General features: G+C 62.8%; 26 protein-coding genes and 1 tRNA gene. 11 read left to right on the forward strand and 16 right to left on the reverse strand.

Features of this window, described 5'->3' with window-relative positions:
* Window positions 1–26: 26 nt before the first annotated feature.
* Both ASC48_RS00645 and ASC48_RS00650 read left to right on the forward strand, forming a co-directional pair.
* Window positions 27–665 carry a 2-dehydro-3-deoxy-phosphogluconate aldolase gene (locus ASC48_RS00645; protein ID WP_055453914.1) on the forward strand — a complete coding sequence of 213 codons (639 nt, stop codon included), beginning with the start codon at window positions 27–29 and terminating at the stop codon, window positions 663–665.
* Window positions 666–853: 188 nt separating this feature from the next.
* Window positions 854–1,801 (forward strand): calcium/sodium antiporter, encoded by a 948-nt coding sequence (locus tag ASC48_RS00650; RefSeq protein WP_055453915.1) that lies wholly within the window; start codon window positions 854–856, stop codon window positions 1,799–1,801.
* 33 nt (window positions 1,802–1,834) lie between these two features.
* Here ASC48_RS00650 and ASC48_RS00655 read toward each other — a convergent pair whose 3' ends face one another.
* A complete protein-coding gene (locus ASC48_RS00655; RefSeq protein ID WP_055454285.1) occupies window positions 1,835–2,242 on the reverse strand; it encodes a rhodanese-like domain-containing protein in 408 nt (135 codons plus the stop codon).
* A gap of 206 nt (window positions 2,243–2,448) precedes the next feature.
* Here ASC48_RS00655 and pgi point away from each other — a divergent pair, with 206 nt between their 5' ends.
* From pgi to ASC48_RS00670, 3 genes are all read left to right on the forward strand, one after another.
* A complete protein-coding gene (gene pgi / locus ASC48_RS00660; protein ID WP_141658836.1) occupies window positions 2,449–4,074 on the forward strand; it encodes a glucose-6-phosphate isomerase in 1,626 nt (541 codons plus the stop codon).
* A gap of 172 nt (window positions 4,075–4,246) precedes the next feature.
* Entirely contained in the window at window positions 4,247–4,516 is a 270-nt protein-coding gene (locus ASC48_RS00665) for a glycine zipper domain-containing protein (protein ID WP_019964496.1), read from the forward strand.
* Between the two features lie 76 nt (window positions 4,517–4,592).
* A complete protein-coding gene (locus tag ASC48_RS00670) occupies window positions 4,593–4,877 on the forward strand; it encodes a hypothetical protein (RefSeq protein WP_055453916.1) in 285 nt (94 codons plus the stop codon).
* A gap of 66 nt (window positions 4,878–4,943) precedes the next feature.
* Here the strand turns inward: ASC48_RS00670 and ald are convergent, their stop codons facing one another.
* Complete coding sequence (ald, locus tag ASC48_RS00675; RefSeq protein WP_055453917.1) at window positions 4,944–6,062, reverse strand: alanine dehydrogenase; 1,119 nt, start codon at window positions 6,060–6,062, stop codon at window positions 4,944–4,946.
* Between the two features lie 144 nt (window positions 6,063–6,206).
* Between ald and ASC48_RS00680 the strand changes: the two genes are divergently transcribed.
* Window positions 6,207–6,689 (forward strand): Lrp/AsnC family transcriptional regulator, encoded by a 483-nt coding sequence (locus ASC48_RS00680; RefSeq protein WP_055453918.1) that lies wholly within the window; start codon window positions 6,207–6,209, stop codon window positions 6,687–6,689.
* Between the two features lie 78 nt (window positions 6,690–6,767).
* A complete protein-coding gene (locus ASC48_RS00685; RefSeq protein WP_055454287.1) occupies window positions 6,768–7,649 on the forward strand; it encodes an SMP-30/gluconolactonase/LRE family protein in 882 nt (293 codons plus the stop codon).
* Between the two features lie 3 nt (window positions 7,650–7,652).
* Here ASC48_RS00685 and trhO read toward each other — a convergent pair whose 3' ends face one another.
* The 12 genes from trhO to ASC48_RS00745 all read right to left on the reverse strand — a co-directional run bounded on the left by trhO (window position 7,653) and on the right by ASC48_RS00745 (window position 15,604).
* Window positions 7,653–8,441: an oxygen-dependent tRNA uridine(34) hydroxylase TrhO gene (trhO, locus tag ASC48_RS00690; protein WP_055453919.1), complete on the reverse strand. Its 789-nt coding sequence runs from the start codon at window positions 8,439–8,441 to the stop codon at window positions 7,653–7,655.
* Window positions 8,442–8,601: 160 nt separating this feature from the next.
* On the reverse strand, window positions 8,602–8,931 hold the full coding sequence (locus ASC48_RS00695; protein WP_050474185.1) for a RebB family R body protein: 330 nt from the start codon (window positions 8,929–8,931) through the stop codon (window positions 8,602–8,604).
* 96 nt (window positions 8,932–9,027) lie between these two features.
* Complete coding sequence (locus tag ASC48_RS00700) at window positions 9,028–9,405, reverse strand: hypothetical protein (protein WP_055453920.1); 378 nt, start codon at window positions 9,403–9,405, stop codon at window positions 9,028–9,030.
* A 166-nt stretch (window positions 9,406–9,571) separates the two neighbouring features.
* Complete coding sequence (locus tag ASC48_RS00705; protein WP_055453921.1) at window positions 9,572–9,904, reverse strand: RebB family R body protein; 333 nt, start codon at window positions 9,902–9,904, stop codon at window positions 9,572–9,574.
* 173 nt (window positions 9,905–10,077) lie between these two features.
* Window positions 10,078–10,398, reverse strand: coding sequence for a RebB family R body protein (locus ASC48_RS00710; protein ID WP_050474281.1), 321 nt, complete (start codon window positions 10,396–10,398; stop codon window positions 10,078–10,080).
* Window positions 10,399–10,578: 180 nt separating this feature from the next.
* Window positions 10,579–11,487: a hypothetical protein gene (locus ASC48_RS00715; RefSeq protein WP_055453922.1), complete on the reverse strand. Its 909-nt coding sequence runs from the start codon at window positions 11,485–11,487 to the stop codon at window positions 10,579–10,581.
* Complete coding sequence (locus tag ASC48_RS00720) at window positions 11,456–11,884, reverse strand: hypothetical protein (RefSeq protein WP_055453923.1); 429 nt, start codon at window positions 11,882–11,884, stop codon at window positions 11,456–11,458. The genes ASC48_RS00715 and ASC48_RS00720 overlap by 32 nt, the downstream gene beginning before the upstream one ends.
* Window positions 11,885–11,973: 89 nt before the next feature.
* Window positions 11,974–12,378 (reverse strand): hypothetical protein, encoded by a 405-nt coding sequence (locus tag ASC48_RS00725; protein WP_055453924.1) that lies wholly within the window; start codon window positions 12,376–12,378, stop codon window positions 11,974–11,976.
* A 644-nt stretch (window positions 12,379–13,022) separates the two neighbouring features.
* Entirely contained in the window at window positions 13,023–13,250 is a 228-nt protein-coding gene (locus tag ASC48_RS00730) for a RebB family R body protein (RefSeq protein ID WP_019964483.1), read from the reverse strand.
* Between the two features lie 48 nt (window positions 13,251–13,298).
* Window positions 13,299–13,910 (reverse strand): RNA polymerase sigma factor, encoded by a 612-nt coding sequence (locus ASC48_RS00735; protein WP_208975481.1) that lies wholly within the window; start codon window positions 13,908–13,910, stop codon window positions 13,299–13,301.
* Between the two features lie 445 nt (window positions 13,911–14,355).
* Window positions 14,356–15,339 carry a hypothetical protein gene (locus ASC48_RS00740; protein WP_055453925.1) on the reverse strand — a complete coding sequence of 328 codons (984 nt, stop codon included), beginning with the start codon at window positions 15,337–15,339 and terminating at the stop codon, window positions 14,356–14,358.
* A 189-nt stretch (window positions 15,340–15,528) separates the two neighbouring features.
* Window positions 15,529–15,604: transfer RNA gene (locus tag ASC48_RS00745), tRNA-Lys, on the reverse strand.
* A gap of 558 nt (window positions 15,605–16,162) precedes the next feature.
* Between ASC48_RS00745 and ASC48_RS00750 the strand changes: the two genes are divergently transcribed.
* The 4 genes from ASC48_RS00750 (at window position 16,163) to ASC48_RS00765 (ending at window position 20,866) form a co-directional block, all read left to right on the forward strand.
* Window positions 16,163–17,938 carry an acetolactate synthase 3 large subunit gene (locus ASC48_RS00750; protein WP_055453926.1) on the forward strand — a complete coding sequence of 592 codons (1,776 nt, stop codon included), beginning with the start codon at window positions 16,163–16,165 and terminating at the stop codon, window positions 17,936–17,938.
* 14 nt (window positions 17,939–17,952) lie between these two features.
* Window positions 17,953–18,525: an acetolactate synthase small subunit gene (ilvN, locus tag ASC48_RS00755; protein ID WP_055453927.1), complete on the forward strand. Its 573-nt coding sequence runs from the start codon at window positions 17,953–17,955 to the stop codon at window positions 18,523–18,525.
* A 157-nt stretch (window positions 18,526–18,682) separates the two neighbouring features.
* Window positions 18,683–19,927 carry a phosphoglycerate dehydrogenase gene (gene serA, locus ASC48_RS00760; protein WP_055453928.1) on the forward strand — a complete coding sequence of 415 codons (1,245 nt, stop codon included), beginning with the start codon at window positions 18,683–18,685 and terminating at the stop codon, window positions 19,925–19,927.
* 192 nt (window positions 19,928–20,119) lie between these two features.
* The gene (locus ASC48_RS00765; RefSeq protein WP_055453929.1) at window positions 20,120–20,866 is read left to right on the forward strand and encodes a pyridoxine 5'-phosphate synthase; all 747 of its coding nucleotides are present in this window, start codon (window positions 20,120–20,122) and stop codon (window positions 20,864–20,866) included.
* 58 nt (window positions 20,867–20,924) lie between these two features.
* Here the strand turns inward: ASC48_RS00765 and ASC48_RS00770 are convergent, their stop codons facing one another.
* Together ASC48_RS00770 and ASC48_RS00775 are read right to left on the reverse strand one after the other, a co-directional pair.
* Complete coding sequence (locus tag ASC48_RS00770) at window positions 20,925–21,665, reverse strand: carbonic anhydrase (protein ID WP_055453930.1); 741 nt, start codon at window positions 21,663–21,665, stop codon at window positions 20,925–20,927.
* Window positions 21,666–21,860: 195 nt separating this feature from the next.
* The gene (locus ASC48_RS00775) at window positions 21,861–22,241 is read right to left on the reverse strand and encodes a DUF4087 domain-containing protein (protein WP_055453931.1); all 381 of its coding nucleotides are present in this window, start codon (window positions 22,239–22,241) and stop codon (window positions 21,861–21,863) included.
* Between the last annotated feature and the right edge of the window lie 9 nt (window positions 22,242–22,250).

Raw genomic sequence — 22,250 nt, forward strand, 5'->3', positions numbered from 1 at the left:
GCTGCCACGACCGGAAGGACCAAGGAATGCCGCAGGATACCGCCCGCATTGAAGCTGTCATGACCGCTGCGCCGGTCATCCCCGTTCTCATCGTCGAGGACCCTGCGGCAGCCGTTCCCATGGCTCAGGCCCTGGTGCGCGGCGGCCTTCCGGCCATCGAGATCACCCTGCGCACCCCGCGCGCGCTGGAGGCCATCAAGGCCGTTGCCGGCAATGTGGAAGGCGCCATTCCGGGTGCAGGCACCGTGCTGGATGCCGCCCAGTACGAAGCCGCCGTCAAGGCGGGCGCCAAGTTCATCGTCTCCCCCGGCGCCACGCCGAAGCTGCTGGATGCGGCGGAAAACTTCGACGTGCCGCTGCTGCCGGGCGCTGCCACCTCATCGGAAGTGATGGCCCTGATAGAGCGCGGCTATCTGCGCCTCAAGTTCTTCCCCGCAGAGCAGGCAGGCGGTGCTTCCTATCTGAAGTCCCTGTCCTCGCCTCTGGCACAGGTGAAGTTCTGCCCGACCGGCGGCATCACCCTGGAGAAGGCCCCGGGCTACCTTTCCCTGCCGAACGTGCTGTGCGTCGGCGGCTCCTGGATTGCCGATGCCAAGGCCATTGCCTCGGGCGACTGGGCCGGAATCGAGGCCCGCGCCCGCGAGGCGGCCGCCATCAAAGGCTGATACACACAAATATTCCGTATTTCGGGACCTAATGAACCGGCGGACTTGAAAAACCGCCGGTTCTTCTTAAGTGCTCTGGGATTTTCCGGACTGTTTTCCAGACAGTTGTGATTTTTGGTTCCGCTCGTCTCTCACGGCAGAGCGAACACGGCCGGCCGATCCGGCACCTGACAGAAGGAAGTGGTTTTATGGCATTGGATCTGACGTATCTTGCAGCCGGTCTCATCCTTCTGTTTTTGGGCGGTGAAGCGCTCGTGAGAGGCGCAGTCTCCATCGCAGCGCGATTTGGCATGCCGCCTCTGATCATCGGCCTGACGATTGTCGGCTTCGGCACCTCCATGCCGGAACTGCTTGTGTCGCTGAAGGCGGCCTTGGACGGCGCGCCCGACATTGCCGTCGGCAATGTGGTCGGCTCCAACACAGCCAATATCCTGCTCATCCTCGGCGTTGCTGCCGTGATCTGCCCGATCCCGACCGCTATTCCCGGCATCCGCCGGGACCTCGCCATGGTCACCCTCACCGCCGCCTTCACGCTGGTGCTCGGCTACCTCGGCCATGTCTCCCGCCTGATGGGCGCGGCGATGTTCGTCACCCTCTGCGCCTATCTTTTCTATGCCGCCGTCTACGGCAAGAAGGAGGAAGCAGAGGAGGACGGCGAGCACGCGCCCGTGCCGATGCCGCTCTGGATGCAGCTTGCCTATATCGCCGGCGGCCTTGCGGGCCTTGTCATCGGAGCAGATCTGCTGGTGCGCGGCGCCACATCCATCGCCCGCGGCTATGGCATCTCCGAAGCGGTGATCGGCCTCACCATTGTTGCGGTCGGCACCAGCCTGCCGGAACTTGCCACCTCCGCCATCGCCGCCTTCCGCCGCCATTCGGAAATCGCCATCGGCAACGTGCTCGGCTCCAACCTCTTCAACATCATCGGCATTCTGGGCGCGACCGCTGTGTTCCATCCGGTCGCAATCGCCCCCAGCATTGCCAGCCTCGACATTCCGCTGATGCTGGGTGTCACCGTGCTGCTGGCGCTGATGCTGCTGGGGCTGAAATCGATCAACCGGCTGGCTGGCGCCGCCTTCCTGGTGCTTTACACAGGCTACTGCGGCTATCTCTTCACCCAGATGCCGGGCGTCTGAGGTTCGGGCACATCGCAGCAGGACGCGCCGGGTTCAGGCGCGTCTTGCCATTTGCTCGACGGCACCGCCTGCCGTGGCCCAGGCCGCAAACCCGCCCTCCAGGTGAATGACCGTTTCCAGACCCATCTCGATGGCCGTCCGCGCCGCAAGCGCAGAGCGCCAGCCTGCCGCGCAGAAGAACACAAAGGTCGCATCACTGGCGAAAACCGGCTTGTGATAGGGGCTCGCCGGATCGATCCAGAATTCCAGCATGCCGCGCGGGCAGGAAAAGGCGCCGGGAATGGCCCCTTCCCTCTGGATCTCGCGCACATCGCGCAAGTCAACGAAGACATAGCCATCACGGCCAAGCAGCAGCTTCGCCTCTTCGGCGGAAATCACGCTGACCAGCTCTGCCGCCTCTGCCAGAAGCACATCGATCCCGCGCGATATTCTGTGAGCCATGCCAAAGCCTCCCGAGAAAGCGGACCGGCCGATCATGCCACTGTCCGCCGCAGAAGGCGACACATCAATGGCACAAGAAGATTTCACGCCTTCATTGCGCTGCCCGGAAACTGAGGCATGGCACTGTCATGCCCGCGTGCTATACCATTGCCATGATTTGCAGTATGCCTGCGCAGTCAGGATGTTAAATCGATTAAGGAGCTTTCATGTTCACTCCGGACCACTGGCAGTCGCTGAAGTCTCACGCCAATGACCTGAAGGCCACCAGCCTGCGCAACCTGTTCGCGGCAGACCCCAAGCGGTTCGACAAGCTGAGTGTGCGCGACGGTGACCTGCTGATCGATTTCTCCAAATCGCAGCTCACGGCGGAGACCATCAGCCTGCTCTGCCGCTTTGCCCGCGAGGCAGGGCTTGAGACGCAGCGTGCCGCCATGTTTGCGGGCGAAAAGATCAACGGCACGGAAAAGCGCGCCGTGCTGCACACCGCCCTGCGCAACCAGTCGGACGAGCCCGTGCTGGTCGATGGCGTGGATGTGATGCCCGATGTGCGCGAAGTTCTCGCAGACATGGGCGAGTTTGCCGAAGGCATCCGCTCGGGCGACATCGCCAGTGCCTCCGGCGCGCCTTTCACCGATGTGATCAACATCGGCATCGGCGGCTCGGACCTTGGCCCGGTGATGACGACGCTGGCGCTTGCTCCCTATCACGACGGCCCGCGCCTGCACTTCGTGTCCAACGTGGACGGCGCCCATATCGCCGACACGCTGAAGGATCTGGACCCGGCCACGACGCTGGTGATCGTTGCCTCCAAGACCTTCACCACCATCGAGACCATGACCAACGCCCGCACGGCCCGCGCATGGATCGCCGAAGCGCTGGGTGAGGCTGCCGTTGGCGCGCATTTCTGCGCCGTCTCCACCGCGCTGGACAAGGTGGCAGCCTTCGGCATAGGCGAAGACCGTGTGTTCGGCTTCTGGGACTGGGTTGGCGGCCGCTATTCGGTCTGGTCCGCCATCGGCCTGCCGCTGATGATCGCCATCGGCCCGGATGCCTTCGCCGAATTCCTCGAAGGCGCTCATGCCATGGACGAGCATTTCCGCACTGCACCGCTTGAGCAGAACCTGCCGGTGCTGCTGGGCCTCACCGGCGTGTGGAACCGCAATGCCATGGGCTACGCCGCCCGCGCCGTGCTGCCCTACGACCAGCGCCTGTCGCGCCTGCCTGCCTATCTGCAGCAGCTCGACATGGAATCAAACGGCAAGCGCGTGACACTGGATGGCACCACGGTGGAAACCGAGACCGGTCCGCTTGTCTGGGGCGAACCCGGCACCAATGGCCAGCACGCCTTCTATCAGCTGCTGCATCAGGGCACGACGGTGATCCCGTGCGAGTTCATCGTCGCCGCCAAGGGCCATGAACCGGAGCTGGCCCATCACCACGAAATGCTGGTGGCCAACTGTCTCGCTCAGTCCGAAGCCCTGATGCTGGGTAAAACGCTGGATGAAGCCAAGGCGCAGCTGAAAGCCGCTGGCATGGCGGCAGACGAAGTGGAGCGGCTGGCTCCGCACAAGGTGTTCCCCGGCAACCGGCCGTCCATCACCATTGTCCATGACCAGCTGACGCCCTTTGCGCTCGGCCGCCTGATCGCACTCTACGAGCACAGGGTGTTTGTCGAAGGTGTCATCTGGGGCATCAACTCCTTCGACCAGTGGGGCGTGGAGCTTGGCAAGGAGCTGGCAACGGCTCTGCTGCCGATGGTCAAGGGCGAAGCTCCGGCCGATGGCAAGGACGCGTCCACACGCGGTTTGCTGGCCGCATTACGTAGCGCTTGACGGAACTTGGCTGCGAAGTCACGTTGTCAGGCGGACGGTGCGATTTATTGGAACCAAATCAGTGCTGATGGGTTACAAAAGTGACATGGATCACCGCAATCCCGTCACTTTGGACTAATATCAGTGGCGGTCTTGGTTGCGGAATCATATCCGCAATTTCGGGAGAAATCAGATGAAGAGATTCGTTGTTCTTGCTGCGGCCGGTCTGCTGCTCGCAGCCTGCCAGTCCGACAGCCAGCGTGACCGCGCCCTGGTCGGCGGTGGCCTTGGTGCCGCAACCGGCGCCGTGATTGGTGCTGCGGCGACGGGCGACGTCGGCGGTGCCCTCGTGGGCGGCGTCATCGGCGGAGCTGGTGGTGCGATCGTCGGTTCGGCCACCACGCCGAAAAACTGCGTGGCCTATGACCGTTACGGCCGTCCGTACCGGGTTGTCTGCCCGTAAGCTTCAGGCTTGACTTGACAGGCAAGGCCTTCCCCATCCATCGGTGGGGGAGGCCTTCTTGTTTTGTGAGAGATCCGTGCCACAGTTCCCCTTCCCCGCCGCAGCGCTGCTGCTTGCATCCGGGCTTGCACTTGCCGCCTGCAATTCGGCAAGCCAGACCGAGCGGGCCATTGCGGGGGCAGCTGTTGGCGGGGCGGCAGGCACAGGCGCAGGCTGGCTGCTGGGCGGCAATGCGGGCGCAGCAGTTGCCGGCGGCATGGTGGGCGCGGCGGGCGGCGGCCTGATTGGCGCCCTCACTCCCGGCAAATGCGTCAAGCGCGGACCGGACGGCATCTATTACCGCCTCCCCTGCCCCGAATGACAAGACCCATGACAAGACCCCGGCGCCTTGCGGCACCGGGGTCTTGTCATTCAGTCCGTGAAAGCCTTAGGCCTTCAGGGCTGCTTCCGGTGCGACATAATCGTAGCCCAGAGCCTCGGCCACAGCCTGACAGGTCACCTTGCCCTTGTAGACATTGAGACCCGGCAGGAAGGCCGGATTGGCCAGCAGCGCCGCCTTGGCGCCCTGATCGGCCAGCGCCAGCGTGTAGGGCAGTGTCACATTGTTAAGGGCGAAAGTCGAGGTGCGCGGCACGGCACCGGGCATGTTGGCGACGCAATAATGCACCACACCGTCAACGATATAGGTCGGCTCCGCATGGGTGGTTGCGCGGGAGGTCTCGAAGCAGCCACCCTGGTCGATGGCAACGTCGACGACCACGGAGCCATTCTTCATGCGGCGGATCATGTCGGCGGTGACCAGCTTCGGCGCGGCAGCACCGGCCACCAGAACGGCACCCACGACGATATCCGCATCCAGCACGTACTGCTCAAGCGCAGCCTTGGTGGAATAGACAGTGCGCAGGCCTGATCCGAAGGTGCGCGACAGCCCGGCCAGCACATCGACGTTGCGGTCCAGCACGGTTACATCGGCGCCGAGGCCCAGCGCCATGGTGATGGCATGGGCACCGACGACACCGCCGCCGATCACAACGACCTTGGCAGGTGCCACGCCCGGCACGCCGCCGACGAGGATGCCGGAACCGCCAGCAGCCTTCTGCAGCGCATTGGCGCCAGCGGTGATGGACAGACGGCCGGCAACCTGGGACATCGGCGCCAGCAGCGGCAGGCCGCCACGGCCATCGGTCACGGTTTCATAGGCAATGCAGGTCGCACCGGACTTGACGAGGTCCGCGGTCTGCTCCGGATCCGGAGCCAGGTGCAGATAGGTGAAAAGCGTGTGATCGGGGCGCAGCATGGCCCGTTCAACCGCCTGCGGCTCCTTCACCTTGACAATCATTTCGGCAATGTCGAAGACTTCCTTCGCCGTTACACAGATCTTGGCACCGGCCGCCACGTAGGCTGCATCTTCAGCGCCAATGCCGGTGCCTGCATTCGTCTCGACATAAACTTCATGGCCATGAGCCACAACTTCCATGACGCTATCCGGCGTCAGACCAACACGGTATTCATGGTCCTTTATTTCTTTTGGCACACCGATGCGCATCGTTTATTCCTCTCTGGTAAGGATTTATGCGATGACACTAGAGGAGATGTGATCGAATAGGCTTGCGTTCTTTGCAGCGTAAGCGGCATTTTTGCATTATAATGCGAATTTGAGCGGTATAATCCGCATATTCTGCGAGGCGCGATGAAATTAGACCGGATCGACAAGCGTATTCTCACCCTGCTCCAGCAGGACGGGAGGATGCCAAACGCCGATCTGGCACAAAAAGTCGGCCTCTCACAATCTGCCTGCCTGCGCCGCGTGCGGGCGCTTGAGGAGTGCGGCATCATCAGCCGCTATGCCGCCCTGCTTGATCAGCGCAAGCTCGGACGGCGCATGGATGTCTTCGTCGAGATCTCCCTCACGGGCCAGTCCAACGAGGTGCTCCTGGCCTTTGAACAGGCGGTCAGTCAATCGCCCGAGATCATGGAATGCTATCTCATGGCGGGTGATGCAGACTATCTGCTCCGGCTTGCGGCGGAGGACCCCAACGACTTCGAGCGGCTGCACCGCGAAACCCTGGCACGGCTGCCCGGCGTTTCGCGGATGAAATCCTCCTTCGCCATCCGGCCCATCGTCCGCAAGACCGCCTTTCCACTGGACAGTACCCACCGAAGCACCGGCTGACCACAGCAAGGTCGACGCCTGTAGCTCCTTCCGCCTATAGTGCGTGCAAACGACGCATCCACGGATCTGGAGCCTTTCTTGACTGCCGCAATTACCTGCCTGCTCGATGGCCGCTTCGCGCTGGCCGAATGTCCCACGTGGGATGAGCGCCGCCAGAAGCTTTTCTTCACCAATATAAAGGGCAAGACCGTTCACGCTCTCGACTGGCAGAGCCGTGAGCTGGAAACCTGGACCTTCACCAATGAAGTCGGCTCCTTCGCCTTGTGCGAGGATGGGCGGCTGATCGTGGCCGTCTGGGATCAGGTGATCCTGTTCGATCCGCAAACCGGCGCGCAGCAAACCATCGCCAGCATTGAGGCTGACAATCCGCATACGCGCCTCAACGACGGCAAGGCCGGGCCGGATGGCGCCTTCTGGGTCGGCACCATGGACAACCGTTCGCCGCGCCAGCCGGTTGCGGGGCTCTACAGGGTGGCTCCCGGCGGCAAGGTGACGCAGATCCTCGACGGAGTGCATGTCTCCAACGGCCTCGCCTGGTCGCCGGACGGCACGGCCATGTATCACGCCGACAGTTCCCCCGGCTGGGTGGACCGCTGGCGCTTTGATCCAGCGACCGGCGCCGTGTCGGAGCGCACCCGCTTTGCCCAGCTCACCAACGAGTCGGGCCGCCCGGATGGTGCCACGGTCGATTCTTCGGGGAATTACTGGAGTGCAGGCGTTTCGGCCGGCGTGCTGAACTGCTTCTCGCCGGCTGGCGCTCTTCTGGCGAAATTCACCCTGCCCGTACCGCGCCCAACCATGCCCTGCTTCTGCGGGCCGGAGCTGGCAGACCTCGTCATCACCAGCCTGCGCCCGGATGATGCGGCCAGCATCGAAGCCGCGCCCCAGTCCGGCAGCCTCTTCCACCTGCGCCCCGGCCTGACGGGCCTGCCCGCTTACAGGTTTGGGGCGAAGGGCTGAAACTCAGCCCTTCGCAGACAGATCCCCCGCGTCCGGCTTGCGGACGAAGTCCTTGGCCGCCTCGGGGATGTTGCGGCCCCAGGTGGCCTTGAGGCTGTGGTCAACGGCGATGCGCTCGTCAAAGACGAAGCATTCGCCGGACCACAGGCTGTTCTCTTCCGGCATCTTTTCCAGATAGTTGAGGATGCCGCCATCGAGGTGGAAGACGTCCTCGAAGCCCATGTCCAGCAGCAGTGAGGTCGCCTTTTCGCAGCGGATGCCGCCGGTGCAGAACATGGCGACCTTCGGCTTGCCTTCCAGCGCCTGCTGTGCCTTCAGCCACTGCGGAAACTCGCGGAAGGAACGGGTCTTGGGGTTGATTGCGCCCTCGAAGGTGCCGAAGGCGAATTCGTAATCATTGCGGGTGTCGATCACCAGCACGTCCGGGCTGGAAATGAGGCCGTTCCAGTCCTCCGGCGCCACATAGGAGCCGACCCGCTTGCGCGGATCGACGGTCTCGATCCCCAGAGTGACGATCTCCTTCTTCAGCCGCACCTTCATGCGCCGGAAGGGTTTGCGCTCGGCCCAGGATTCCTTGTGGGTCAGATCGGCAAGGCGCGGGTCCTGACGGATGACACGGAGCACATGGCGCAGGTTTTCCTCCGCTCCGGCAATTGTGCCGTTGATCCCTTCGGCCGCCAGCAGCAGGCTGCCGCAGATCTCATTTTTTTCGCACAGCTCCAGCAGCTGGCCGCGCAGATCGCGGAAATCTTCCAGAGGAACAAACTTGTAAAGAGCGGCGACGAGATACATGCGGTTAACCTGAGTGATCCGGCGCGCATCTGCCGCCGTGCTGTCTTCTGATCCGCCTTATAAACCCGCCCGGCGCCAAAACGCAAAAGGGAGCGCAGCCCTTCCCGCAAGAGAAGGACAGCGCTCCAGTGATCCCGGCTCCTCAGGTCCGGGAAAGGGCTCAGCGGCCGCCGCTGAAAGCGTTCAGAACGGTCAGCAGGCTGGTCAGGTTGTCGGCAACACCGGTCTGGGCCACCTTCTCGGTCGCACCGGCCGCTGCGGTCGTGTCCAGCGTGTAGATCTGCATGATGCCCTGGTTCGCGGCAGCCTGCGCCAGCGAGTTCTGCTGCTGCTGGGCGGCGACGGCGTTCTCGAACAGGATTCCGGTCGAATGCACCATCGACTGGTAGAGGGTGCTGATGGCGACAGCCGGAGCTTCGCCGACAACCTTCACGTTCGACTGCGTGACGGCATCGGTGATCATCGGATTCACGGTGGTAGGATCAGCCATGTAATTCACTCCTTCAAGCAGGCCTTCGAAGCTTCAGGCCCGTTACACCCCTTAGGACGCCATCCCGCCGCCGGTGTGAGGCAGACCGGGTTCTTTTCAATCAGAGACTGTGGATGCCGTGAGCATTTTCTCCCGGCGCCGCTCTAAAGATCCGCCTTTGAAGCTTTGGAGCACTGTCAGCAGGTTGAGCTGCGGGTCCGGCACGCCGCTCTGCGGCGCGATCAGGACGGGGCTGAAGCCGATCGGCACCTGATAGAGGCTTCCGGAAGCATCTCCTCCCGATCTGGCAGCCCGTTCCAGAGCCCTCAAGTTCTCTTGCGCGCTGCGGGCGTTCTCAAAAAGCAAGCCAGTCGAGTGATGGGTGGATACATGGAGCAGATTGCGCAGGGATCCAGGATGCCCGGGCAGGGGCTGGGCGGTGTTGCCTGCCTCCCAGGCGGAAATATCAGGCCCATCCGCTTCAGCACCCTCCATCTGCCTCTCCCCGATAACCTCACGGCCAACAGAGGTTCAGAGTATCCCCGCTCCACCGCGTTTCAAGCGACGGCTGCGTGCAGCCGGGATGCAAAGCAAGGGCCGGCATGAAGCCGGCCGGAGTTTTGGCAGACGCCGGCAACAGCGCCAGCGGGAGGCTGCCCGATCAGCGGCCGGTCCCGCCCAGCGCGCCGAGAATGGTCAAGAGGCTGGTGAGATTGTCGGATACGCCCGTCTGCGCCACCTTTTCCGTAGCCCCCGCCGCAGCCGTGGAATTGACGGAATAGATCTGCATGATGCCCTGGTTGGCTGCCGCCTGGGACAGGGTGTACTGCTGCTGCTGGGCGGCAACCGCATTCTCGAACAGGATGCCGAGCGAATGGGCCTGCGACTGGTACAGCGTGCTGAGCGCCACGGCAGGTGCATCGCCAACGACCTGCACGTTGGACTGGGTTACCGCATCGGTGATCATCGGGCTCACGGTGGTGGGATCGGCCATCTCTTTTTACTCCTTGAGGCGGGCCAGCACCGCATGCGGCCCTTCACATCTCATAGGACGTCAATCCCAGACTCCCGTGAGGGAGCGTGCCGGCATTTCGCAGGTCCGCACATGACAAAAGGGCCGGCATGAAGCCGGCCCCAATCTGGTCTGTGCGTCCCTGCGGTCTGCGGTCAGCTGAAGGACTGCAGCACCGTCAGAAGGCTGGTCAGATTGTCGGACACGCCCGTCTGGGCCACCTTCTCGGAAGCACCGGCAGCGGCCGTCGTGTCGACGGAATAGATCTGCATGATGCCCTGGTTGGTCGCGGCCTGGGCCAGCGAGTTCTGCTGCTGCTGGGCGGCGACCGCATTCTGGAACATGATGCCGGTCGAGTGGGACATGGACTGATAGAGCGTGCTCAGCGCGATCGCCGGCGACTCGGCAACAACCTTGACGTTGGACTGGGTCACGGCATCAGTGATCATCGGGCTCACGGTAGTGGGTGCGGCCATATTCATCTCCTTTATCTGCGGCGTGGCCGGTATCAGCCAATCACCTGCACAAGAAAAGACGCCAACCGCCACCCCGCGTGACAGATTTCATTAAATTAAAGAACACACGTGAAATATAAAGCGCAAAGCCTCCGCGTTTTCATCGCGAAGGCGTAAGTTTTTCATGATGCTCAGCTTCAATCAGCGCGATGAGCCGGTGAGATGCTTCTTCATCTGTTCGATCTGATACTGAAGCCCCTGCCGCACGATCGGGTTCGACAGTCCGGCCTTCTGGGCCGCCAGATTGTGGCCGATCTGCTCCATGACGCTCAGGGCCTTCACCGCATCCTGCGGCAGCTTCACCAGTTCCTCGTTGTTGGCGAGCAGCTTGGCCAGCGTCTCCTGCTCCCCCTGGATCGAACTGGAAAGGTTTTTCGCCGCGTCACGGGCACTGCTCAGCACCTTGACCGCAACTGCCAGCCCCTCTTCATAAGCCTGATCTGCGGCTTTCTTGCGCTGTCCGGCCTCAATACCGGCCGCCAGCACTTTCGGCAGGGCCTGGGTCACCTGGGCGTAGCCCGACTGCAGGGCTGCGACCTTCAGATGCTCGATGAGCAGCTGGCGCAGCAGCTGCGCCCCTGTGGCGGCCCCTCCGGCGCCGGCGTCCTTGCCACCTCCACCGCTGCCGGCAAGATCGCGGAAGAACTCGCCGGTGGCGGCAGCGGAAGACTGATCCGCCGCACCGGCACCGGCACCGGCACCGGCCTCATCCTCTCCGCGCCCCGCACCACGGCCTTCGCCCCGCCCGGCGTCACGCCCTCCCCCCCGGACACTTCCGGCGCTGGCAGCGGCGGTAGAAGAGGGTTGAGCCGCCGGTGCCGTCATCACCGGAACCGCGATTTCAGGTACGGGAACTTCGGGCACTGGCATTTCGGGCACCGGCACTTCGGGCACCGGCACTTCGGGCACTGGTACCTTCGGCACATCAACCTGCAGCGCCGGAACAGCCGGAATCTCTCCAGCACTCTGCGCCGGGGGCTGGGCAGCGGCCTGCGCGGACGCCGTTTCAGCCTTGGGCTCAACTCCGGTACCGGTCTCTACGTCCGTCATTTTCGCTCTCCTTAAGGGTCTTGGCCGAACGGCTGGTGCTGCGCATGGACTGGCTGATTAAGGCAAGCGCATCGCGCATCAGGCTGTCGGAACTGCTGTCCGGGACCGGAGGACAGCATGAAGCTGCCCCTGCCCCATCCGCTTCGAACACGGCCGCCATCTCGCAGGTGGTGACGGCTGTCACCTCTCCGCTGCTGGACAGCTGCAACAACTCACCCGCCTGCCCCAGCGCGGTGCGTGCCCAGGACAGCTGCGTGATGACCTGAGGATAGACGTTGAAGAGCCTGCTCTCTCCCGGCGCACCGCAGGTCTGGCCGATTTCCTCGGCCCAGTTTTCAAGAAAGCACTGGATCAGAACATCCAGATCGCGGCACAAGCCATCCGTACTCAGTTCCATGACACACCTTCCCAACGGCCGGAGCCGATCCAGCCTCTGCGGCACGCTTGCCGTGCCTGTTCTTCAGGATTTCATCAGCCCGCGGCCCCTCAGGACACGGCCGTCTTCAGATCACCGATCACCGTGGAGGCCGAGGTTCCGGCGGTGGTGCTGACACTGCCATAGACAGCGACGGCGGCCTGCACCATGGCCTGGATTTCTGCCATCAGCGGCACGGCGATCAACTCGCCCGCAGGCCCCTGCGCCGCCTTCTTGATGGCCACCGCCTGCCCGGCCACCGCAATCTGCATGATGGCGTTCATGTAGCTCTCGGCATCCTGCACCGCGATGGCGGTCGTCTGGCCGACGCTCATCTCCGGCGGCGTGATGACCATGGCGGGCGCATTCGCCAGATTCTGATAGTTGGTGAAGTTCACCGCCTGCACGATCTGCTTGTTCAGCGCCGAAGTGTCAGGCGGTGTCGCGCCCACCGGGGCAGTCGGATCTCCAGGCATTCTCTTCTCCTTTGACAGGTCTTTCTCAAGCTGCGGGGCAAAGGCCGCCTCAAGGTTTACCGGCCTGCCGTTGACGGGGCGCCCGTTCACCGGACGCAAGGTCTGGGACGAGGGCGGGGTCGAAGTCTGGGGCGTAACACCCGCCCGCCACGACGGGCTCGTGTTAACGTTAACGAAGCCCGGCGAACCTTCACCGGCATTTCTGGCCGCCCGCCCCCCTGCCGGAGCAGGCCGCGAAACACCCGGAGCCCCCGGCTCAGGCGCCGTCTCAGACGTCCTTGCGGACAGGCGGGAAGCCGGTTTCGCCGTGGCCGGAGCTGTGGCTGGCGCATGTCCGGTCACCGAAGGCTTTGCCTCAACGGGCACCGCTCTGCCTTGCAGGCTGATCTCCGGCGTATCCGGCTGCCCCTTCCCGCCTGCCACCGGCTTTCCGCCGTGGATCCAGTCGGACAGCCAGCCATCCCGCCAGGCTCTTTGCTTGCCCCTCCCCTCCGCTCCGCTCACGGCGGCGGAGACAGACTGGCGCAGGCGGTGCAGAAACGTTTTCGTGGCCATGGCACAGCTCCCTCATCGCGCCCCGGCCGGACCGGAGCACCTGTGAGCACCTAGGGACGGACTGGAGAGAAGCTCCCGCTGCCCTTGCGCTACTGGCCCACTTCCATGATCAGCTGCACCGCCTTGGAGACGACCGCCGTCATGACCTGGTTGAGCGCCTGCTGGCTGTGAACCGCATTCTGGATCGACAGGCCCGTCGCATGGCTGCTGACCTGATAGAGGCTCGCGATGGCCTGGGACGGCGCTTCGGCCACCACCTTCACATTGGTCTGGGTGACCGCATCGGTGATCTGGGAATTTACAAGCTGATCGGCCATTTCCTGTTCCTGTTCGGTTTGCGATGACCCGACATAAATCTGGACGCGTCAGGCTTTCGTCCGTGAGGGCCGCGAGGGGGCGGTTTTTGTGGCCCGCTCTTGCGGCTGGTTCCAGTGCTCCTGCCCGGTTTCGCCAAGGGCCGCCCTCAGCGTCTGGCGCAGGGTCTGCACGCGCTTGCGCGCCAGCGCCTCGGAAATGCCCAGCACATCGGCGATGTCCCGGTAGCTCTGCTCCTCGCAGAAGCGCAGCTCGAAGATCCGCCGGTGCTCTGCGGACAGGGAATTCATGACCGCCATCACCCGGCGCAGGATTTCCTGCTGCCAGAGCAGGTGCTCCTGCGAGGGGCGCACATCCGCAAAACCCGTGTCGTTGTCCTCATAGATGTCAGCCGAGAAATCCCGCACCTGACGTTCCGAGTTCTTGCGGCGCAACCTGCTGATGTACTCGTTCTTGAGCGCAAAGAGCAGGAAGGCACGCGGTTCACGGATATGCGTCTCTGCACGCTCCACGTGTGAAATCGCCTTGATCAGGGTGGAGGACAGCAGATCCTCCGCCTCCTCCCTGTCCCCTTTCGTCAGGCGCAACGCCCGGCGCCGCAGCACAGGCGCGTCATCGATCCAGCTGGTCCATAATCCGTTTGCAGGCAAAACACTCGTCATTGCGCGATTCCCGGTTTCAACCATGAAAGTCTTCGACGCAGACCCTCTCACCCCATGGGCTTGTCTGGATAGACGCAGAAGAAATTCCTTCGTGACAACCTTAGCTGGATTTTTTATAGCCACAAAATAATAATTTAATACTTAATTAACCACGATATTTTTGCATATTAAGGATTTAATATTGAACTCAGAAAGACGTCTTCGGGCAGACCGGAAAACGGAATCAGTCTGAACGCCTTGCACGCATAAGATGAAGTGACAGAGCACACCGCGCATGCAACCTTGAATACGCAAAGCTGCGGAGGGCATGGGCACCCTCCGCATGCGCCAGATCTTTGCAACCAGATACAACCGAGGATTTAATTCACAGCTGTGGGCAAAAATTATGCCCGGACAGGCGGGCCTGACCGGGCGCAAGAAATGTCATTGATCACACTGCGCAGGCTTACCAGCGGCTCTCGCAGACACAGGAAGGCACGTCATCATGGCGCACGGTGATCTTCACACCCTCCATATACGACAGCAGGGCCTCAAGGGTCACTGGCCCCAGCGTGGCCAGAGGCGCGAAATCCAGCGTCGAAATCCCCTTCGCCGAGCTGACATTCACATGCATCAGACCGGCGGGATGGGGAACGGACGCAATGATGGACGCCAATGCCTTGCGGCTTTCCTGATCCACCAGTTGATCCGGCAGTTCCTCAGCCTGTCTGGTCAGCATCTGCTTTGCGGTCTCCACCGCACTCTCGGGCGTATCACCGTAGGCGGGATAAAGGAATGCGATCCAGACCGCCGACATGGATTCAAAGAAGCCGCCGTTCTCGATCTTGACGTCCAGCTCATGCAGCCGGATCTGCGCCACCCTGTCCATCTGCGCCGGCTCGGCCAGCAGCGCCGGAAGATCAAACGCCTCAAGCCGCGCCGCCGTTCGCATCCGGGTGCCGCCGCCCATGTCGATTTCCAGCCGGTTCAGCGCCAGCTGCTTGCGCTCCGGGTCCAGCTCGTAGTCGAGATGAAGGCTGCCGGGGTTCCTCTCCCCCATCAGCCGCATCTGATAGATCGACTCAGGCATGCCCTCGAACATCGGGATGTTGCGCGCGCCGGTCATCTCCAGCACGAGTTTCTGCGGCGCGATCTCCCGGCCGCCCTCCCCCCATTGCGCGGTCCAGACCACCTCATCCGCCTCGATCGTGTAGCTGACCATCCCTTCGGTCAAAGGCAGGGAGACATCCCGCAGAATGCAGCGGCCATTCTCCTCCACCGGCGTCATCGCCGAAAGCGCTGCACCGGCGCGCTCAGTCGCGGCCTTTCCGAGAACGGAAGCGGCATAGGCCACATCGGCAGCGCAGTCAGTTTCCGCAGCCTGCGCAGTGCCGGCAGCAGAAACGCAGCCCGCAAGGATCAGGGCGCCAGTGGCGAACAGCGATTTCATGGGAGCTCCACGTGCGTGTCATCAGAACCAGAATGCCGGAAAGCTCCAGCCTGTCCTGACAATGCACATCCCCGCCCTGCAGATCCGTGATCTGAATCGCATTTTTACGGATGGTATAGCGGAGACAAAAACAGCAAGAGACATGCCGCAGGGCGGTTTCGCTACTGCCTGATTTTCAACGGAAGGAGATGGTGGGTGCACAAGGATTCGAACCTTGGACCGTCTGATTAAGAGTCAGATGCTCTACCAACTGAGCTATACACCCATCTCGTCGCGGCGGCGTCAGCGCCTGTCCGCTTCGGATGAGCGGCTTATACCCAGCACCTCCCGGACATGCAAGAGGGTTTGATGAAGTTTTTGTGGCGCCTGTGTAAAACTTTTCAGAGGCCGTAAAAATCCGCAGAAATCAGCCACTCCGGGAAGCCATCCGGCCCCTTCCGCAACTTTCGGCAACGCAAACGGGCTTTTGCGAAATAATCAGAATTTCCGCTTGACCAACCCTCGGCACCAATACTAGTGTGCAGCGCAACTGCAGCAGCTGCCGAAGGTGGCCTGCGGGATTTGAACTTGTCATGACCGGCCTTTACAGCAAGACCGGCAGTCAGGAAGCGGGACGCCCGATGGCGAAGCAGATTTTCGCAGCTTCTCAGCTGCTTCTGGTAGTAGGAACGCGCGCGGCCTGAACGGTAGATCCGTTCGGAACAGGCTGGCGCGCAGCAAGGGCTCCTCGGGAGCCCTTTTTCGTTCCAGCCCTCCGGACACACTTCAAACACGGCAAGATCAAGAGATTTCGGATCAAGAAGCCAAGGCAAGGAAGCAGACGATGACACGGGAGATGACCGGAGCCGGCATGGTGCTCCAGGCGCTTAAAGACCAGGGTGTGAAACATATCTTCGGCTATCCCGGCGGCGCGGTACTGCCGATCTATGACGAGATCATCCAGCAGGACGACATCGAGCACATCCTTGTGCGCCACGAGCAGGGCGCGGGTCATGCGGCGGAAGGCTATGCCCGTTCCACCGGCCGTCCCGGCGTCGTTCTGGTCACCTCCGGCCCCGGCGCGACCAACATGGTCACCGCGCTGACCGATGCGATGCTCGATTCCATTCCCCTTGTCTGCATCACCGGCCAGGTTCCGACCCATCTCATCGGCACGGACGCCTTCCAGGAATGCGACACGGTCGGCATCACCCGCAACTGCACCAAGCACAACTGGCTGGTCCGCGATGTCAACGACCTGCCGCGCATCATCCATGAGGCCTTCTATGTCGCCACCTCCGGCCGCCCCGGCCCGGTCGTGATCGACATTCCGAAAGACGTGCAGTTCGCCACCGGCATCTATCAGGGCCCGACGGCCAACCCGGCAGCAGCGCACAAGAGCTACCGCCCGCAGGTCAAGGGCGACCTCAATGCCGTGCGCCAGGCCATCGAGCTGATGGCCGACGCGAAGAAGCCGGTCTTCTATACGGGCGGCGGCGTCATCAACTCCGGCCCGCACGCCAGCCAGCTCCTGCGCGAACTGGTCCAGCTCACCGGCTTCCCGATCACCTCCACGCTCATGGGACTTGGCGCCTATCCGGCGTCCGGCGCGAACTGGCTCGGCATGCTGGGCATGCACGGCACCTATGAAGCCAACATGACGATGCATGACTGCGACGTCATGATCTGCATCGGCGCGCGCTTCGATGACCGCATCACCGGCCGCATCGACGCCTTCGCCCCCAACGCCCGCAAGATCCACATCGACATCGACCCCTCCTCGATCAACAAGGTGGTCAAGGTGGATGTTCCGGTCATCGGCGATGTCGGCCACGTTCTGGAAGACATGGTCCGCCTGTGGCGTTCGTCCGGGGCCAAGGCCGATCCGGCCGCGCTCAAGGCCTGGTGGGCCCAGATCAGCCAGTGGCGCGCGCGCAACTGCCTTGCCTACACGCCCAACAGCGACATCATCATGCCGCAGTATGCGCTGCAGCGCCTTGCCGAGCTGACCAGGGGCCGCGAGACCTATGTCTCCACCGAAGTCGGCCAGCACCAGATGTGGGCGGCGCAGTACATCGGCTTTGAATCGCCCAACCACTGGCTCACCTCCGGCGGCCTCGGCACGATGGGCTATGGCCTGCCGGCCTGTATCGGCGCGCAGGTTGCCCACCGCGATGCACTCAGCATCTGTGTGGCGGGCGATGCCTCCGTGCTGATGAACATGCAGGAAATGTCCACGGCGGTGCAGTTCAACCTGCCGGTCAAGATCTTCATCCTCAACAACCAGTACATGGGCATGGTGCGCCAGTGGCAGCAGCTGCTGCATGGCAACCGCATGTCCCATTCCTATATGGAAAGCCTGCCGGACTTCGTGAAGCTGGCCGAGGCCTATGGCGGCGTCGGTTTCCGCGTCGAGAAGCCGGGCGAGCTGGATGATGCCATCCGCGAGATGATCGCCGTCGACAGGCCGGTGCTGTTCGACTGCCGCGTGGCGAACCTCGCCAACTGCTTCCCGATGATTCCCTCGGGCAAGGCCCACAACGAAATGCTGCTTCCCGATGAAGCCAATGACGAAGCGGTGGCCAATGCCATCGGTTCGGCAGGCAAGGCACTGGTCTGAGGCAAGGAACTCTCATGAACGCACAGAACGTCAACGCCCCTTCCGCCTATTTCATGGCCGAAGTCAGCGACAAGATCGAGTCCCACACCCTATCGATCCTGGTGGACAACGAGCCCGGTGTGCTGGCCCGTGTCATCGGCCTGTTCTCGGGCCGTGGCTACAACATCGACAGCCTCACCGTTTCGGAAACCGAGCATGAGGCACATCTGTCGCGCATCACCATCGTCACCACCGGCACGCCGATGGTGATCGAGCAGATCCGCCACCAGCTGGACCGGCTGGTGCCGGTGCACCGGGTCACCGACCTCACCGTGCAGGCGCGCCTTGGCAGCAATGACAAGCCGCTGGAACGGGAACTGGCGCTGGTGAAGGTGGCAGGCCATGGCGAGAAGCGTCTGGAGGCTCTGCGCCTTGCCGATGCCTTCCGCGCCACGGTGATTGATGCCACGACGGATCACTTCGTTTTCGAGATCACCGGCCGCACGTCCAAGATCGAACAGTTCATCACCATCATGAAGCCGCTCGGCCTCGTCGAAGTCTCCCGCACCGGCGTCGCTGCCGTCCAGCGCGGCCCCGAAGGGCTGTAAGCATCCCCGAAAGGCCCTGTCAGACCCTGCAAGGCCATAGACGCACGCGCCGCAACGCAATATACGGTCACCGGCTCCGGCCGGTGACCGTTTTCCGTTCCGGCCCGCCCTATCGGATTGCTGACCGCAAGGTCTCACAAGGAAGGCTTAGAAGCCCATGAGCAACGGTTTGTCCCGGCCGAAGAATCAGATCCGCTGGCTGCTGCTGGAGGGCATTTCCCCCACGGCGAAGGCTGTGCTGGACGCCAGCGGCTATCACAATGTCGAAATGCTGCCGAAGGCGCTTGACAAGGAGGCGCTGATCGAGGCGCTCAAGGGTGTGCATGTGGTGGGCATCCGCTCGCGCACGCAGCTGACCCGTGAGGTGATCGAGGCGGCCGGAACGCTGGTCGCCATCGGCTGCTTCTCGGTGGGCACCAACCAGGTGGATCTGGCCGCTGCCCGCGAGCGCGGCATCCCGGTGTTCAACGCCCCCTTCTCCAACACACGCTCCGTCGCCGAGCTGACCATTGCCGAAATCGTCATGCTGATGCGCGGCGTTTTCGAGAAATCCACCGCAGCCCACGCCGGGCGCTGGATGAAGACGGCCGCCGGTTCACGCGAAGTGCGCGGCAAGACGCTGGGCATCGTCGGCTACGGCAACATCGGCACGCAGCTGGCCACGCTGGCGGAGGCCATGGGCCTCACCGTCATCTATTATGACAAGGTGGACAAGCTGCGCCACGGCAACGTGATGCCGGTGGACACGCTGGACGAATTGCTGTCGCGCTCCGACATCGTGTCGCTGCATGTGCCGGACACGGCCGAGACGCGGAACATGATCCGCGCCGAAGAGCTGGCGAAGATGAAGCCCGGCAGCTTCCTCATCAACAACGCCCGCGGCAAGGTGGTGGACATCGACGCCCTCGCCGCCGCGCTGAGGAGCGGCCACATCGCCGGTGCAGCCATCGACGTATTCCCCTCCGAGCCCAAGTCGAACAACGACGAGTTCGTCAGCCCGCTGCGCGGCTTCCCAAATGTGATCCTGACCCCGCATGTGGGCGGTTCCACGGAAGAGGCGCAGGAGCGCATCGGCGAGGAAGTGTCCCGCCGCCTCGTTGAATATTCGGACGTTGGCTCCACCGTGGGTGCGGTCAACTTCCCGCAGGTGCAGCTGCCGCGCGGCACGGATGCCACCCGCTTCATCCAGGTTCACCGCAACGTGCCGGGCGCCATGCGCACGCTGAACGACCTGTTCGCCCGCAACAATCTCAACATCCACGCCCAGTTCATGCAGACGGTGGAAGAAACCGGCTATGTGGTGCTGGATGTGGACGGCAAGGTGGAGAACGCGGTCGACATCCTCGAGGAAATCCGCGCCCTGCCCGGCACCATCCGCGCCCGCCTGCTGAACCGGGTGTGATGGTTCAAGCCTGATGAGACGCAAACGGCGCGGGGCATGGCTCCGCGCCGTTCGTTTTTGGTATCCGCCCTGACGGTGGCGCGAATAAATTCTTGTCACCGCAGCAATATCCGGTTTGACAGGACCGCCGTTCCGGCCGATTTTCGGCACTCTGCGGCACCAGCCGCCTCATTCCATTGCCGGACGCCTGCCATGACTGCCTCCCGCCTTTCCGTGAATGTCAACGCCGTCGCCATGCTGCGCAACCGGCGCGATCTGCCCTGGCCGAGCGTCACCGGCATGGCGGCGATCGCTATGGAGGCAGGCGCCAAGGGTATCACCGTGCACCCGCGCCCGGACGAGCGGCACATCCGCAAGAGCGACGTGTTCGATCTGGCGGAACTGATCGAAGACCGGTTCCCCAACAAGGAACTGTGCCTTGAGGGTTATCCCACGCCGGAGTTTCTGGATCTGGTGGAAAAGGCGCGGCCCGATCAGGTGCTGTTCGTGCCCGACGCGCCGGAACAGAACACCTCGGACCACGGCTGGCAGTTCGGCGCGGACAAGGCGCTGCTGAAGGAAGCCATTACGGCGGCGCGCGAATGGGCGGTCACCGTGTCCCTGTTCCTTGATCCGGACCCGGCGCTGGCACCTGAGGCTGCCGCCATCGGGGCGGAGCGGATCGAGATCTACACCGGCCCCTATGGCGCCTGCTACGACAGTCCGGAGCGGGCGAAGCTGGAGCTTGACAAGGTGGTAGCCACCGCAGAAGCGGCCCGTGCCGCAGGCCTCGGTGTCAATGCGGGGCATGACCTGACGGTGGAAAACATCCCGGCACTGATTAGCCGCGCCCCCTTCATCCGCGAAATGTCCATCGGCCACGGCTTCACCGCCGACGCCCTGATTCACGGCTTCGCCGCCAGCGTTCAGCGCTTCCGCAAGGCGATGGGGGAAGTATAACCATCCCCCTGACGCCTGAACCGGCCTCAAACAGCCGGTCCAGGCGCGGATCACCGGATCACTTTTCCAGAATGAACCTGCGGCCGATCGGCTGCAGCGGGCGGGCGTTGGCGGCGTAGATGGCTTCGAATTCCTTGATCGAAGCTTCAGACACCTTGATCGGCTCCTTCATTACCGTCCAGACCACGGTTTCCGAACAGGGCGGCGTCGTGAGGGAGCCTTCGTATCGGAAGAAGTGCCGCGTGCCGGGCAGCATCTTTGCCGCATCCGCCGCGCCAACCTTCACTTCTTCACCGGCTTTGGCAGGCGCCTTGTCCATCACGGCCTTGAACAGCTCATTCTCCCCGCCCGGCTCGATCATGGCGCCGACGACCGCCAGCGTGCCATCTTCGGCCTGATGCACGAAATGGGCTTCCATCGGCGCCTTCTTGCCATCGATGGCGTGTTCGGACGGCGTGTGGAAGTGGAACTGGCGCAGCACGTAGGACTTGCCATCCAGATCAATGGTGCCGCCATCATCGGTGTTGGCCTGAATGGTGTGGCCATTGTTGACCACGGTCCAATGGGCATCCTTGTTCCAGTGGAACATGATATCCGCAGGCTCGGCCTTGACCGCATGGGTCAGATCGACGGGGGACTGCTCGTGCCCCGCTTCGCAAACCTCGAAAGTCTTTGCGAGTTCCGCCCAGTGGGCAGGCCCTTCGGCGCCCTCGTAGGACCAGTGCGGCGTACCTGCCGCGAGTGCTGAGGTTGAAATGATAGAAATGGCAGCAACTGCAATCAGAAAACGGCTTTTCATCCTGGTCTCCTTGACCACCTCTCAGTCAGCGCTGAGGTGACACTGGAGTAAACCCGAAGAAGAGCCGCGCAAAGTTACAGATAGGTCATGACAAAGATGTAATCCGCCGCCAATCAGAGCGCGCAGAGAGAGAGGCAAATGCTCCGCATGAGGCTTGCCGAACAGCCTGCAAAGCAAGCCCATCGGGTGCTGGTTTCACTCCACCTTTGGCAGGGATTTGTCCTTGTCGCATTGGGCCAGTTTGAGCTGGCGGAAGGAATAGACGGCCGTGATGAACTGCGTTCCGTCTTCCTTTCCGATTTCCACCTTCATGCAGCCGCAGGCATAGCCATAGTTGCCGTTCACAGCGCGGTAATCGCCGGCAGAGATATCGCCGATATTCTCCATGCCCAGCGCTTCCCGGTCCGAGCCCTGCGTGGCCAGAATCCAGTCGCCGTCCCGGTCGGTCAGCCACCAGTTGCCCGGTGTCGGATTGACGATCCAGCCGCAGCGGTTTTCAGGCGCGGCAGAGGCGGAAGCCGCAAGCAGAGAGGCTGCAACGGCGCAAACAAGCGCAAGAAGAGGGGCAGAGCGCATTTCCTGTCT

The organism is Pannonibacter indicus (assembly GCF_001418225.1).
In the GTDB taxonomy this organism is placed as follows: domain Bacteria; phylum Pseudomonadota; class Alphaproteobacteria; order Rhizobiales; family Stappiaceae; genus Pannonibacter; species Pannonibacter indicus.